This window comes from Luteococcus struthionis (assembly GCF_048595755.1).
GTDB lineage: Bacteria > Actinomycetota > Actinomycetes > Propionibacteriales > Propionibacteriaceae > Luteococcus.
In genome coordinates this window covers 2,922,542-2,936,960 of the sequence record NZ_CP184360.1, presented here as the reverse complement: position 1 = coordinate 2,936,960, position 14,419 = coordinate 2,922,542, and the positions used below count along the sequence as shown (strand labels likewise).

Here is a 14,419-nt window from a genome sequence, read left to right as displayed (position 1 = left end):
GGGCACTGACACGACGAACACACTGGGAGAGACGATGGGCCTGCCTGACGCACGGGGACATTTCGACGACTTCGGCGGGCGCTTCGTGCCCGAGGCGCTGCAGGCAGCCTTGAACGAACTGGACGAGGCCTTCGTCGACGCCAATGCCGATCCCGCCTTCCACACCGAGCTGGAGCGGCTGCGGCGTGACTACGCGGGACGCCCGACCCCCATCTGGCAGGCCGACCGCTTCGCCGAGCACTGCGCCGCCGAGGGATCGGCCGGCGTGACGATGGTGCTCAAGCGCGAGGACCTCAACCACACCGGCAGCCACAAGGTGAACAACGTGCTGGGGCAGGCGCTGCTCACCAAGCGCATGGGGAAGAAGCGGGTCATCGCCGAGACCGGCGCCGGTCAGCACGGCGTGGCCACCGCCACCGCAGCGGCGCTCTTCGGGCTCGAGTGCCGGGTCTACATGGGCAAGGTGGACACCGAACGTCAGGCCCTCAACGTGGCGCGGATGCAGATGCTGGGCGCCGAGGTGGTGGCCGTCGAGGCCGGCTCCATGACGCTCAAGGACGCCATGAACGAGGCGATGCGTGACTGGGTGACCAACGTGGACACCACGCACTACCTGATCGGCACCGTCGCCGGGCCCGCCCCCTTCCCCAAACTGGTGCGGGAATACCAGCGGATCATCTCCACCGAGACCCGCGCCCAGGTGCTGGAGGGCTATGGGCGGCTGCCCGACGCCGTCACCGCCTGCGTCGGCGGTGGGTCGAATGCGATGGGGATCTTCGCCGACTTCGTCGACGACCCCGGCGTGGCCCTCTACGGCTTCGAGGCCGCCGGCGACGGCGTCGAGACCGGCCGCCATGCCGCCACCATCACCACGGGGCGGATGGGCGTGATCCACGGCATGCGCACCTATGTGCTGATGAATGACGACGGCCAGACCATCGAGTCGCACTCGATCTCGGCCGGGCTCGACTACCCCGGGGTGGGCCCGGAGCACGCCTGGTTGGCCCGCACCGGCCGCGCGCAGTACCTCCCGGTGACCGATGCCGAGGCGATGGATGCCCTCAAGTTGTTGACGCAGACCGAGGGGATCATGCCCGCGATCGAGAGCGCCCACGCCGTGGCGGGGGCCCGTCGCCTTGCCCTGGAGCTGACCAGCCAGAACCCGAAGCACAAGCCCTTGGTCGTGGTGAACATCTCGGGGCGCGGTGACAAGGACGTCGACACCGCGATCAACTACTTCGGCCTCGACGGCAGCGTCGATGACGTGGCCGGCCGGATGGAGCAGAAGTGACGAACGAGACTCACCTGAGCTACCCAGGAACCCCCTTCACCAACCCGGAGCGGCTGGGACGCTCGGGGCACTGCCTTGCCGCGGCTCGCGCCGAGGGCCGGGCCGCGCTGGTGGGCTACCTGCCGGTGGGCTTCCCCGACCTGGCCGGTTCGGTGGAGGCGATGCGCGCCATCACCGAGGGCACCGACGGCCTCGGCGTCGACATGGTCGAGGTGGGCATGCCCTACTCCGATCCGATGATGGACGGCCTGGTCATCCAGCACGCCACCACGCGTGCCCTGCAGCGGGGCGTGCGCACCCGTGACATCTTCACCGCGGTGGAGGCCGTCGCGCAGGCCGGCAAGCAGGCCACCGTGATGATCTACTGGAACCTGGTGGAGACCTATGGCGTCGACGCCTTCGCGCGCGACCTGGCGGCCGCCGGTGGCGCCGGTCTGATCACCCCCGACCTGACCCCCGACGAGGCCGAGTCGTGGATCGCGGCCTCCGACGAGCACGGCCTGGACCGGGTCTTCCTGGTGGCGCCGTCCTCCACCGACGAGCGACTGGCCGACACCCTGGATGCCTGCCGAGGCTGGGTCTATGCCACCAGCGTGATGGGCGTGACCGGCACCCGCACCAGCACCAGCTCGGCTGCGCCGCAGCTGGTGGCGCGGGTCCGCGAGGCGGCGCCCGACCTTCCGGTCGGCGTCGGTCTGGGCGTCTCGAATGGTGCCCAGGCCGCCGAGCTGGCCGAGGTGTGCGACGCGGTGATCGTCGGTTCTGCGCTGGTGAAACACCTGATGAGCAACGACAATGCGGGCACCAGCGACCTGGGCGGCCTGCGTGCCCTGGCAGACGAGTTGGCACGCGGCGTTCGCGGCGAGGCATGATCGTTTCGTGAATCTCGCCCACCAGGTGCTGTTGTCAATCCCCAGCCCCGACTGGACCGGTGTCGACATCGGGCCCCTGCGGATCCATGCCTACGCACTGTGCATCCTGGCCGGGATCGTGGCTGGCTGGATGCTGGCCTCGCGTCGCTTCGTCGCCCGCGGTGGTAGCCGCGACGACTTCGAGGAGGTGCTGGGCGTCGCGGTGCTGGCCGGCATCGTCGGTGCACGCCTCTACCACGTCATCACCGACCACCAGCTCTACTTCGGACCGGGGCGGCGCCCCATCGAGGCCCTCTACATCTGGCAGGGCGGCCTGGGGATCTGGGGCGGCGTTGCATTCGGGGCCGTGGCCGCGTGGCTGGCCTGCCGCCGCAAGGGAATCGACTTCTCCGTCTTCGCCGACGCCGGTGCCCCCGGCGTGATCCTGGCCCAGGCCATCGGACGACTGGGCAACTGGTTCAACCAGGAGCTGTTCGGTGGCCCCACCACCCGCCCCTGGGGCCTGGAGATCGACCCCGTCAACCGCCCCGACGGTTTCGAGCAGTTTGCCACCTTCCACCCCACCTTTGCCTACGAGATGCTGTGGAACCTGGCTGGGGTGCTCTTCCTGCTGTGGGCCGAGCGCCGCTTCCGTCTGGCGCACGGCCGGCTCTTCGCGCTCTACGTGGCCTACTACTGCGCTGGCCGGCTGTGGATCGAACACCTGCGCATCGATCCGGTCAACACCGTGGCGGGACTGCGACTCAACGAGTACACCTCGGTCATCGTGCTGCTGGGGGCACTGGTCGCCTTCGTCCTGCTGGGCCGTGGGCGCGGGGAGACCGCGTCGAGGCAGCACCCCTAGCGTCCGGGGCAGGGTTGCCCGGGCGTGGCGCTGGGGCCGCTCAGCAGGCCACCGTCAACCTGGCAAAATCCGGGTCCTCCTCCAGGGCTTCGTCGGCGCCACTCAACTGCCGACGCCAGCGCTCCAGCTGATCCGGCTGAGGAGACAGCACGACGGCCTGGGCACCCTTGGGGCGTTGACTCAAGGTGAGGACCTGCCCGGTGTCGCTGGGAGGTCCCAGCAGCTCGAGCAGGCGGGCCAGCGCACTCAGGTTGCGGCGGGAGCTGCTGGTTCCCAGGCTCAGCACGGGGGCCCAGCCCTGGCTTCGGAGTTTGCCGATCGGCCCCGCCAACTCCCGACGCTGCGCCCCCAGCAGGGTCTCGTCGCGCAGCCGTGACTCCAGGCAGCGGGCCTGTTCGCGGGCCTCCGGGCGCAGGGGATCCACCAGGCCATCGGCGACCCCACGGATCAGGGGCAGTGCCTCGTCGACCACCGTGGCGCTCCAGTGCTCCTCCAGATGCGCCATGTGCCGCAACCGGGCCGTGGCGGCACGGCTCACCGAGGCCAGCCGCGCCGCCTCGGCCTCATGCGCGGCGGTGCGCTGGGCGACGGCCAACACCAGCACCGTGATGGCGACATGCCCCGCCCCGGTGATCAGCAGGAAGGTGTGACTCCACAGCGTCATGAGCGGATCGGGGTAGCTCAGCAGCCCAGCCACGCAGACCACCATCCATGCCCCCGTCAGCACGGCGGCTCGTCGCAGCGGGATGGACAGCACCACCAGGTGCACCATCGACGAGCTGCCCCAGCCCATCCACAGCGCGTAGTCGAGCGTGGGGGACTGTCGCACAAGGGCGAGGTTCACCACCCATCCCACGAGGGCCGACAGCACGACGAGCGCCTGTTCGCGGGTGCTCAGCTCACGTCGGTCCAAGGTGATGGCGGCCCAGAAACCGATCGCCAGCACCATCAGGGAGACGGTCATGGCCAGGCTCGGACGGGTGGTGCGCGAGCTCATCAACAGGGTCATGACCGTGGCGGTGACCAGCCCCGGCCAGGCGGTGCGCGACAAGCCGCGACGGACCAGGCGCCGAGGCGCAAGTTGCCAGCCCTGGTCGGCTTCGGGCTCCAGCCGCGGCCACTGCAGGTGGACCCTCGTGCCCCTCCCGAGGCGTGAACTGATCCGGGCCGCGCCACCGACCTCGTCCATCCGCTGCAGGATGGAGCCGCCCACACCCAGCCGATCCACCGGCCGGCGTAACTGGTCGAAGCCCGGGCCGTCGTCGTCGATCTGCACGTGCAGGATCTCCTTCTGCGTGGAGACCGTCACCTGGCAGCGGGCGCCGGCGGCGTGCCGTGCCACATTGCGCAGGGCCTCGCGCGCGGCATCCGCCACGCAGCTGGCCACCGCGATGGGTACCGGCCGGGTCTGTCCACTGAGTCGTGCCCCGCACCGTTCCAGCAGCGGGTCATCGCGGAGCAGCTCCTCCACGCGGATCAGGCCACTGGCCGTGCGAGGGGCGGACAAGGCGACGGTGGCCGCCCGGCACTCGTCGAGGGCCTCGCGCGTCTGGATGGCCTGGCCGGTCCGCGAGATCGACAAGAGCGCATGCAGGACGTGGTCGTGCAGCAGCCGGGCCGCCTCGCGACCTGCCTGACGCTGGGCCATCTCCTCGCGAAGTTGCGCGTCGGCCTGTTCGCGAGCACGGACCGCCTCGTCCCTGGCAAGCGAGATGGAGATGAGCGCCGTGCCGAAAAGCAGGACCTCGGTGACCGGCTGGGTGATCCACAGCAGGTCGGCCAAGTGCAGCCAGGATGGCTCCTCGACCAGCCGGTCCTGGAGCGCCATCATGACCAGCCCCGTGCCCAGCGTGATGCCCACGTGGGTGCGGCGTGCTCGGGACCGCATCGAGACCACGATGATCGGGAAGAGCCAGTATCCAGGCAGGAGCAGGCTGACGGCGTCCGACTCGGCACCCTGGCGCAACACCTGGAGGATTCCGCCGAAGAGCAGGGCGAAGAGCAGCCACTCGACCCCGCGCACCGGCCGCCGTGCCAGCAGGAAGACCAGCGCCAGGAGCTGGCTGGACAGCACCATGAACAGCCCCGGCGCGGTGGCCGGGGCCTGGTGGCCGATGATCAGGACGAAGGGGATGGTCTCGAGTGGCAGCGTCAGGGCCAGGGATGCGGTGCCGAGCACACGTAGCCCGTCCTGGACGCTCGCCGATCTGGTGTGGGGCATGAGGGGGAGTTGATGCTTCCTCGGGGAGGGGGTTGGGGGAGGTGGTTTGCAGCTGCGCACCACTGTGGCACCGGCAAGGGGGACTGTTCGCCGTGCCATCGTCGCACGGCAGGAAACCTTCAGTCGCTGGAGGATTCGACGCCCTGGTGGTGACGCCCGGGGCCGTGCCCCACCACCGTCCAAGTCGGGGTAGATTGGCTGCTCCGCAACACTGAGAAAGAGGACGCACCCACCCCATGGCTGACAACTTCGTCCACCTCCACACCCACACCGAGTTCTCGATGCTCGACGGTGCAGCGAAGAACTCCAAGCTCTTCGCCGAGGTGGAGCGGCAGGGCATGCCTGCCGTCGCGATGACCGACCACGGAAACATGTTCGGTGCCTACGAGTTCCAGTCGACCGCGAAGAAGCACGACGTCAAGCCCATCATCGGTATCGAGGCCTATGTGGCTCCCTCGTCGCGCCACTCGCGGGTGCAGGAGTTCTGGGCCAAGGGGCGTCATGACGGTACCGACGCCTCGGTGGAGGGTGGCAAGGACGTCTCGGGCGGTGGCCGCTACACGCACATGACGATGCTGGCCGAGAATGCCACCGGCCTGCGCAACCTGTTCAAGCTCAGCTCGCTCGCCAGCTTCGAGGGCTATTACATGAAGCCCCGCATGGACCGCGAGATCATCAGCCAGTACTCCGAAGGCATCATCGCCACCACCGGCTGCCCCTCCGGTGAGGTGCAGACCAGGCTGCGGCTGGGCCAGTTCGACGAGGCGGTCGCGGCCGCCGCGGCCTACCAGGAGATCTTCGGCAAGGAGAACTACTTCCTGGAGCTGATGGACCACGGCATCGACATCGAGCGCAGCGTCCGTGAGGACCTGCTGCGCGTGGCCAAGAAGCTCAACATTCCGCTGCTGGCCAGCAACGACTCCCACTACGTCACCGAGGACCAGGCCGACAGCCACGACGACCTGCTGTGCGTCGGCGTGGGCCGCAACAAGGACGACCCCAACCGCTTCCGCTTCAACGGCTCCGGTTACTACATCAAGACCGCGCAGGAGATGCGCCAGCTCTTCAAGGAGCTGCCCAGCGCCTGTGACAACACCCTGGCCATCGCCGAGCGCATCCAGAGCTACGAGGACGTCTTCAAGCACGTCGACCGGATGCCGCAGTTCGACGTGCCCGAGGGCGAGACCCAGGAGTCGTGGCTGCGCAAGAAGGTGACCGAGGGCATCAAGTTCCGCTACGGCGATGCCGAGCGCCCCGACGTGCTGGAGCGCGTCGAGACCGAGCTGAAGGTCATCGAACCGCTGGGCTTCAGCTCCTACTTCCTGGTGGTCTCCGACATCTGCAACAAGGCCCGCGAGATGGGCGTCGCGGTCGGCCCGGGCCGAGGCTCCGCGGCCGGCTCGATGATCGCCTACCTGACCGGCATCATCCAGATTGACCCGCTGGAACACGGCCTGCTCTTCGAGCGATTCCTCAATCCCGAGCGCATCAGCCCGCCCGACATCGACCTCGACTTCGACGACCGCAAGCGCGACCTGGTCATCGACTACGTCACCGACAAGTACGGCGAGGCCTACACCAGCCAGGTCAACACCTTCGGCACCATCAAGGCGAAGGCCGCCGTCAAGGACGCCAACCGCATCCTGGGCTACCCCTTCGGCCTGGGGGACAAGATCACCAAGGCGATGCCCGCCGACGTGATGGGCAAGGGCGTCCCCCTCAAGGACCTGTTCAACGAGGAGCACCCCCGCTATGCCGAGGGCGCCGAGGTTCGCGAGCTCTACAACACCCAGGCCGACGTCAAGAAGGTGATCGACACCGGCATGGGGCTGGAGGGCCTGATCCGCGGCACCGGTGTGCACGCCTGCGCCTTCATCCTGTCCAGCGAGCCCCTGCTCGACGTGGTCCCCATGCACAAGCGCGACAAGGACGGCATGATCATTGCCGGCTTTGCCTATCCGCAGCTTGAGGAAATGGGCCTGATGAAGATGGACTTCCTGGGCCTACGAAACCTGGGAATCATGGACCACGCCGTCCAGATCATCAAGCAGAACAAGGGCATCGAGATCGACGTCGCCACCCTGGAGCTGGACGACCAGAAGACCTATGACCTGCTGGCACGTGGTGACACGCTGGGCGTCTTCCAGCTCGACGGTGGGGCGATGCGCTCGCTGCTGCGCCAGATGGGCCCCACCGGCTTCGACGACATCACCGCCGTGCTCGCGCTCTACCGGCCCGGCCCGATGGGCGCCAATGCCCACATCTCCTATGCCGAGCGCAAGAACGGACGTCAGGAGATCGTCCCGATCCATCCAGACCTCAAGCAGGCGCTGGACCCGTTGATCGGCGACACCTTCCACCTGATCGTCTACCAGGAGCAGATCATGGCCATCGCCCGCGAGCTCGCGGGCTACACGCTGGGTGGCGCCGACCTGCTGCGACGGGCCATGGGCAAGAAGAAGCCCGAGATCCTGGCCAAGGAGTTCAACCACTTCCACGACGGCATGGCGGCCAATGGCTACTCCGATGACGCGATCCAGACGCTGTGGGACGTCATGGTGCCCTTCGCCGGCTACGCCTTCAACAAGTCGCACGCCGCCGGCTACGCCCTGGTGTCCTACTGGACGGCCTGGCTGAAGGCCAACTACCCGGCCGAGTACGGCGCCGCGCTGCTCACCAGCGTCGGCGACGACAAGGACAAGATGGCGCTCTACCTGGGTGACATGCGCGCCCAGCACATCAAGGTGCTGCCACCCGACGTCAACACCTCCGAGCTGGAGTTCACGGCCGTCGGGGAGGACATCCGATTCGGTCTGGGGGCCATTCGCAATGTGGGCGACCACGTGGTGGAGGGCATCGTGCAGGCCCGCCAGGAGCACGGGGCCTTCACCGACTTCCACGACTTCCTGGACAAGGTGCCCTTGCAGGTCTGCAACAAGCGGATGATCGAGTCCCTGATCAAGGCAGGTGCCTTCGACGCCCTGGGCCATTCGCGCCGCGCGTTGATGAGCATCTTCGAGTCGGCCGTCGACCAGGTGCTGGACCTGAAGCGCAACCAGGCCAATGGCCAGGATGACCTGTTCGGCGACTTCGGGCTGGCCGCCGACGAGCCCGAGGTGGAGCAGCACCGCGAGACGGTGCCCGAGATGGAGGACTGGGACAAGCGGACCAAGCTCGCCTTCGAGCGCGAGATGCTGGGCCTGTACGTCTCGGACCACCCGCTGCAGGGCCTGGAGCACATCCTGGAGGCGCAGCGTGACATCTCCATCGGCAACCTGATCGCGCCCGACGGGCCGCGTGAGGGGATGATGAACATCGCGGGGATGATCACCACCATCCAGCGCAAGCAGACCAAGACCGGTGCCATCTGGGCCATCCTCACGGTCGAGGACCTGGAGGCCTCGGTGAACGTCATGTGCTTCCCGAAGGTCTATGAGCAGGTCGCGATGCACCTGGCCACCGACCAGGTGGTGCAGGTGCGTGGCCGGATCCGCGAGAAGGAGGACTCGGTCGAGATCCACGCCCAGGAGATCGCCGTGCCGGACATCTCGGAGGGTCCCTCGGCCCCCGTCGTGCTGCAGCTGCAGGCAGGGCGATGCACCGCGCCCGTGGTGGACCAGCTCAAGGAGGTGCTCGGGAACCATCCGGGTATGACCGAGGTGAGGTTGCGGCTGGTGGCCCAGGGCGGATCGACGCTCTACCGCCTGGACGACACCCTGCGGGTGACCGCCTCGCAACCGCTGATGGCAGACCTCAAGGCCCTGTTGGGGCCGTCCTGTCTGGCGTCCTGACCGGCAGGCCCTAGGCTGGGACAGTTCGGATGGACCTCGAAAGGGAGATCGCGGTGAGTCACAGCCAGGGTGAGGCGTTGCCGGAGCAGGAGCTCGCGGCGCAGCCACCGGTGCTCGAAGCGACGGTGGCGGCCTCGGCGTCCTCGCCCGGGATGCCCGACCAGGGGCGCGCCCCGGCGGTGAGCCTGGAGTCTGCCGAGATCCTCGAGAACGACGCCTATGTGGCGCAGCCGCGCAGGGGACTGCTGCAACACCCCGTGGTGCGCGGACTGTTGATGCACGTGCTGCTGGCCATGCTGGTGGGCGCCCTGGCCGGTGTGGTGTGGAACCTGGTGGTGGACCTTCCCTCCTACACCGTCGATGCCGATGGCCGCGCGACCACCTCGGAGCGGGGTCTCACCCAGGTCTTCGCGGCCGATGTGGTCTACAGCGTGCTGGGCGCCGTGGTGGGCCTGCTGATCGGTCTGTGGGCCTGGCGTTGGTTCCGGCGCAGCGGCTGGCTGGTGGTGCCGCTGGCCATCGGTTCCTCGCTGGCCAGCGCCTTCCTGTGCTGGTGGGTGGGTGTGCTCCTGGGGCCGCGCAACTTCGCAAGCCGCATCGCCACCGCGGGCGACGGGGACCGGGTGCCGATCGACTTCGAACTGCACGCACACGTGGCGGTGCTGGTGTGGCCCTTCTTCGCCACCATCCCGATCCTGTTGCTGTCCTCGCTGACGGCCGAGGAGCATGCCCGTCGGCGGCACAACCGTCGGCGTCGTGGCCGGACGATCCCGGCCACCTCGCAGGCACCCACCACGCCGGTGCCCCCACCACCGACCGACTGAGTCAGCGGGTCCTGGCCACCAGACGACGCATGCGCTGGCCCTGGAGCAGCAGGGAGACCGCCAGACAGGCCCCCACCCCCTCACCGCTGCGCAGGCGCAGGGTCAGCAGCGGTTCCAGCCCCAGCTCGGTGAGCACCTCCTGGTGGGCCTGTTCCCGGCTGCACTGGCCAGCCACCAGGTAGCCCTGCACCGCCGGCTCCAGGCGCACTGCCAGCAGGGCAGCCACGCTGGTGGCCAGGCCGTCGAGCACCACCACCGCGCCTTGGTGTGCTGCCCCCAGCACCACGCCCGTCAACAGGGCGAATTCCCCACCGCCCAGGCTCTGCAGGATCACCCGCGGGTCGTCGTGGTCACCGCGCTGGCGCCAGCGGTGGACCGCTGCCCCGACCACCTTCTGCTTGCGCTCGAGCATGGCGGCATCGGCCGCGGTGCCCAGGCCGACGCTGGCTTCGGCAGGCAGGCCCAGCAGGGCACTGGCCAGCGCGGCGGCCACGGTGGTGTTGCCGATGCCCGCCTCACCCAGCGCCACCAGTCCACCCTGCTGGGCGGCGTCGACGCCCAGGGCCCGTCCGCGTTCCAGGAGCAGGGAGACGTCCTCGGCGGTGAGCCCGTCGGAGTCGACCAGGTCACCGCGCTCGCCGTCGGTGCGGGCAGCGACGGCGCCCGCCACCGGCCGTGCCACGCCGGCATCCACCACCAGGCATCCCAGCCCGGCGCCCAGCGCGGCGACCGAACCCATGCCCTGGGAGTCGACATTGGCCTTCATCACGTCGTGGGTGACGTGGCTCTCGAAGGAACTGATGCGATGCGCGGTCACCGGATGGTCGGCCCCGGCCAGCACCAACACCCCACCGTCGACGCCCTGCGGGCGCACCGCCTCCACCCGGTTCAGGGCACGGTCGAGCAGGCCGAGGGAACCCGGGGTGGTGAGCAGGTCGTCGGCCTCGTCGGTGGCGTGCACCACGCGGTCCTGGTCGGGGGCGCGCAGATGGCTGGTGGGAGCGGCCAGGTCGTCCTGCGGCCAACCGTCGCGCAGCACGACCTCGTCGAGCGGCAGCTTGCGGGACCACGCCAGACGCTCCAGACCGGGGGAGGGCGGGCGTTCGTCGGGCCAGCCCAGGCACAGCCACCCGAGGGTCTCGACGCCTTCGGGGAGCCCGAGCAGTTGCGCCAGTTCGGCCGGTTCGAAGAGCGTCACCCAACCCATGCCCAGGCCGTGCGCACGCGCGGTGAGCCACATGTTCTCGATCGCGGCCGCGCAACTCCACATGTCGGCGTCGTGGAAGGTGGCCCGGCCCAGCACGCCCACGGCCGGGGTGCGACGGTCACAGGCCACCACGATGCCCAGCGGAGCCTCCCGCAGGCCCTCCAACTTGAGGTCCAGCAGTTGTTGTCCTCGCTGCGGGGCCAGCTGGGCGGCCTGCCACAGTCGGGAACGGTCGGCCATCGCCGCAGCTCGATCCCGCAGGGCGGCATCCTGCACCACGATGAAACGCCACGGCTGGGAGTGGCCGACCGAGGGGCCGGCGTGGCCCGCCTCGACGATGGCCCGCACCAGCTCGTCGGGCACCGGGTCGGGGCGGAAGCGGCGGATGTCTCGCCGCGAGGTGAGCACCCGGTCCAGTGCCTCGATGGTGGCCCGGTCGAAGGCCCAGCCCTGCGGGTCGCCGGAGCGTTCGTGGGCGGCGGAGGTGTCCCCGACGGTGGGTACTGGGCGACGGAAGGCGCTGGTCTCGGGCATGGGACCACTCTAGGGAAGCGGCCCCCACCACAAGGGAACAGGTCAGACGAACAGGCTCAGCAACAACACGACGGCCAGGCCGACGATCGAGTTGCACAGTTCCAGCAGGCCCCAGGTCTTGAGGGTGTCCTTGACCGACAGGTCGAAGTAGCCCTTGAAGAGCCAGAAGGAGGCGTCGTTGACGTGGGTGAGGGTGTTGGAGCCGGCGGCGGTGGCCAGCATCAGCAGCGTCGGGTCCACCCCGGCCATCATGCTGCCCGTGGCCGGATCCATCACGGCCGAGCCGATGATGCCTGCCGCGGTCATGGCCGAGACGACGCCCTGGCCGGTCGCCAGCCGGATGAGCACGGTGATGAGCCAGGCCATCAGGTAGGGATTGGCGGAGGTTCCGGTCATCAGGCTGCCGATGTAGTCGCCGATGCCGGTGTCGATGATGACCTGCTTGAGGGCACCGCCCGCACCGATGATGAGCACCACCATCGCAATCGACTTCACGGCGCTCTCGAAGGTGCGCATGATCCACTCGGCGTCACGGCCCTGGGCGGTGCCGAAGCAGATGAAGGCGGCCAGCATCGCCAGCGAGATGGAGATGATGGGGGAGCCGACGAAGTTCACCAGGTGGTGGGCGGTGGTGCCCTCCTGCAGCCAGATGTTGGCCACGGTGGCGCTGATCATCAGGATCGCCGGCACCAACGGCACCAGGATCGAGGTCGCGAAGCTCGGGCGGTCCTGCGGGGCAACCTCGTGCTCGGCGCGCATCAGGGCCGGCGTCGGGTAGTCCAGGTTGCCCAGGAAGCGGGGCAGCACCCAGCCGGTGACCGCCACCGTCGCCACGGCCACGATGATTCCGTAGACATAGGACATGCCGATGTCGGCCTGGTAGATGTCGGCCAGGGCGACCGGGCCGGGCTGGGGGACGAAGAGCGAGTGTGCGGTGGTGGTGGCGGCGATCGCCGGGATGGCGATGCGCATGAAGGGCACCTTGGCCTCGTGCGCCACGGCCACGATCAGCGGCGCCATGATGATGAAGGCCACCTCGTAGAACATGGCCAGCCCGAAGACCAGACCCGAGAGCACCATGGCGATCTTGGCGTAGCGCACGCCCAGCTTCTCGATCAGGGTCTCGGCGATCTGGTTCGCGGCGCCGGAGTCGACCATGAGCTTGCCGATGACGGCGCCGAAGACGACGATGATCGCCAGCGAACCCAGCGTGGAACCGAAACCGGTCTGGATCGTCTCGACCAGGCTGGCCAGCGTGATGGGGGTCTTGCCGGCGGGCATGATGCCGGCCGAGATGGAGGCCATCTCTGCGATGCCGATCGTCAGGGCGCCCAGCAACAGGGCCAACATGGCGTTGACCTTGTACTTCATGTTCAAGAAGAGCATCAGACCGATGCCCAGCACCACCCAGACGATGTGCAACGCTGCCATCGAAAACTCCTTGTCCTGTGACCATCCGGCGTCTTCACCGGATGTCCACCCGAGCACCCGGGCCAGGCGGGCTCAAGCAGTGGCCAAGAGTTGCCCCTGACGGGCCACGGCGGGTTCAGCGGGCGATGTCGGCGAAGCGCCCGCGGGTGAGCGCGGCAAGGTCGGTGGGGGAGAGCTGCACCTGCAGGCCCCGCCTGCCCGCGGAGACCATGATGGTCTCGAAGCTGCGGGCCGAGGAGTCGATGAAGGTGGGCAGGAGCTTCCTCTGCCCCAAGGGCGAGATGCCGCCGACGGCATATCCGGTGCTGCGCTGCGCCACCGCGTGCTCGGCCAGTGCGGCCTTCTTGGCGCCGGCGGCCACGGCCAGGGCCTTCAGGTCGAGTTGTCGTGCGACGGGGACGACGGCCACCACCAGCGGCATCGTGCCGCCGGAACAGGCCACCACGAGGGTCTTGAAGACCTGGTGGGGATCCTGCCCGAGCGCCGCGACGGCCTCCTGGCCGAAGTGGGTGTTGGCCGGGTCGTGGTCATAGGAGAGCAGGCTGTGCGCCACCTTCGCGCGGTCGAGGGCCTTGGTGGCGGGGGTGGCGGTGGCCATGGGGGGTCCTCTCAGACTGACTGGACGATCCAGACGAACAGCGGGGCGAGCACCAGGGCAGGCAGCATGTCGGCCACGCGCAGGTGCTTGAGGCCGATCAGGCGGAAGGCCAGCGCCAGCAGCACGATGCCGCCCGCCACGGTGAGCGCGTCGACCTGCGCCGGGGGCATCACGTCGCCCAGCAGGAAACCGAGCAGGGTCAGGCCGCCCTGGTAGAGCGCCACCGGCACCGCCGAGGCCAGCACCCCGAGGCCCAGTGAGCTGGCGAAGGCGATGGCGGCGAACCCGTCCAGCAGGCTCTTGGCCAGCAACTGGTCGGCGCCCATCCCCAGCCCGTCCTGCAGGGCGCCGAGCACCGCCATGGGCCCCACGCAGAAGACCAGGCTGGAGGTGACGAAGCCCTCCACGAACCTCGACGACTGGTCATTCGTGCCGCGCGAGAGCTTGCCGCGCACCCAGCGCCCCAGGTCCTCCATCCGGTCCTCCAGGCGCAGCAGCGAACCCAGCATGGTGCCCCCGATCACCGCGAGCATGATGATGATCAGCGCGGCATCACCGACGACCTCGCCAAGGGTGGGCTGCAGCAGTGGCCGCAGCGAGAGCCCGGCGATCACCAGCGTCACCAGGCCGAGGGCCTCCGTCACGGCGCCCGCGGTGCGTGCGGGCAGGCGGCTGCCGACGGCCAGGCCGATCAGCGAGCCCAGCACGATGGTGACCACATTGGCCACGGTTCCCATCCCGATGAAGGTCACCGGGACATCCCACCACACTCGCGCGTGCGGGGGCGTCGTCGACGGCGCGGCGGG

10 protein-coding genes are annotated in these 14,419 nt (G+C 68.9%); 5 read left to right on the top strand and 5 right to left on the bottom strand.

What is annotated here, in order from left to right; translation table 11 throughout:
• The first annotated feature begins 34 nt into the window (after positions 1-34).
• The 3 genes from trpB to lgt are packed head-to-tail and all read left to right on the top strand — an operon-like array spanning position 35 to position 3,007.
• Entirely contained in the window at positions 35-1,291 is a 1,257-nt protein-coding gene (trpB, locus tag ACOAMO_RS13685) for a tryptophan synthase subunit beta (RefSeq protein ID WP_420175296.1), read from the top strand.
• 53 nt (positions 1,292-1,344) lie between these two features.
• The gene (gene trpA, locus ACOAMO_RS13680) at positions 1,345-2,163 is read left to right on the top strand and encodes a tryptophan synthase subunit alpha (protein ID WP_420177055.1); all 819 of its coding nucleotides are present in this window, start codon (positions 1,345-1,347) and stop codon (positions 2,161-2,163) included.
• 7 nt (positions 2,164-2,170) lie between these two features.
• Entirely contained in the window at positions 2,171-3,007 is an 837-nt protein-coding gene (gene lgt, locus ACOAMO_RS13675; protein ID WP_420175295.1) for a prolipoprotein diacylglyceryl transferase, read from the top strand.
• Between the two features lie 40 nt (positions 3,008-3,047).
• On the opposite strand, the gene ACOAMO_RS13670 is transcribed toward lgt, so the two are convergent.
• Positions 3,048-5,228 carry an ATP-binding protein gene (locus ACOAMO_RS13670; protein WP_420175294.1) on the bottom strand — a complete coding sequence of 727 codons (2,181 nt, stop codon included), beginning with the start codon at positions 5,226-5,228 and terminating at the stop codon, positions 3,048-3,050.
• 236 nt (positions 5,229-5,464) lie between these two features.
• Here ACOAMO_RS13670 and dnaE point away from each other — a divergent pair, with 236 nt between their 5' ends.
• Together dnaE and ACOAMO_RS13660 are read left to right on the top strand one after the other, a co-directional pair.
• Positions 5,465-9,019, top strand: a complete 3,555-nt coding sequence (gene dnaE, locus ACOAMO_RS13665; RefSeq protein ID WP_420175293.1) for a DNA polymerase III subunit alpha — start codon at positions 5,465-5,467, stop codon at positions 9,017-9,019.
• 29 nt (positions 9,020-9,048) lie between these two features.
• Complete coding sequence (locus ACOAMO_RS13660) at positions 9,049-9,843, top strand: hypothetical protein (protein WP_420175292.1); 795 nt, start codon at positions 9,049-9,051, stop codon at positions 9,841-9,843.
• A 1-nt stretch (position 9,844) separates the two neighbouring features.
• On the opposite strand, the gene bluB is transcribed toward ACOAMO_RS13660, so the two are convergent.
• The 4 genes from bluB to ACOAMO_RS13640 all read right to left on the bottom strand — a co-directional run bounded on the left by bluB (position 9,845) and on the right by ACOAMO_RS13640 (position 14,365).
• On the bottom strand, positions 9,845-11,584 hold the full coding sequence (gene bluB, locus ACOAMO_RS13655; protein WP_420175291.1) for a 5,6-dimethylbenzimidazole synthase: 1,740 nt from the start codon (positions 11,582-11,584) through the stop codon (positions 9,845-9,847).
• A 42-nt stretch (positions 11,585-11,626) separates the two neighbouring features.
• Positions 11,627-13,015, bottom strand: coding sequence for a gluconate permease GntP (gene gntP, locus ACOAMO_RS13650; RefSeq protein WP_420175290.1), 1,389 nt, complete (start codon positions 13,013-13,015; stop codon positions 11,627-11,629).
• 115 nt (positions 13,016-13,130) lie between these two features.
• On the bottom strand, positions 13,131-13,613 hold the full coding sequence (gene ybaK / locus ACOAMO_RS13645; protein WP_420175289.1) for a Cys-tRNA(Pro) deacylase: 483 nt from the start codon (positions 13,611-13,613) through the stop codon (positions 13,131-13,133).
• 11 nt (positions 13,614-13,624) lie between these two features.
• Positions 13,625-14,365: a DUF554 domain-containing protein gene (locus ACOAMO_RS13640; protein WP_420175288.1), complete on the bottom strand. Its 741-nt coding sequence runs from the start codon at positions 14,363-14,365 to the stop codon at positions 13,625-13,627.
• Positions 14,366-14,419: the final 54 nt, after the last annotated feature.

Excerpts from the sequence above, each read along its gene's own strand:
- trpB (WP_420175296.1), top strand. The coding sequence starts at position 35 with ATGGGCCTGCCTGACGCACGGGGACATTTCGACGACTTCGGCGGGCGC.
- ACOAMO_RS13670 (WP_420175294.1), bottom strand. The coding sequence starts at position 5,228 with ATGCCCCACACCAGATCGGCGAGCGTCCAGGACGGGCTACGTGTGCTC.
- dnaE (WP_420175293.1), top strand. The coding sequence starts at position 5,465 with ATGGCTGACAACTTCGTCCACCTCCACACCCACACCGAGTTCTCGATG.
- ACOAMO_RS13660 (WP_420175292.1), top strand. The coding sequence starts at position 9,049 with ATGGACCTCGAAAGGGAGATCGCGGTGAGTCACAGCCAGGGTGAGGCG.
- bluB (WP_420175291.1), bottom strand. The coding sequence starts at position 11,584 with ATGCCCGAGACCAGCGCCTTCCGTCGCCCAGTACCCACCGTCGGGGAC.
- gntP (WP_420175290.1), bottom strand. The coding sequence starts at position 13,015 with ATGGCAGCGTTGCACATCGTCTGGGTGGTGCTGGGCATCGGTCTGATG.
- ybaK (WP_420175289.1), bottom strand. The coding sequence starts at position 13,613 with ATGGCCACCGCCACCCCCGCCACCAAGGCCCTCGACCGCGCGAAGGTG.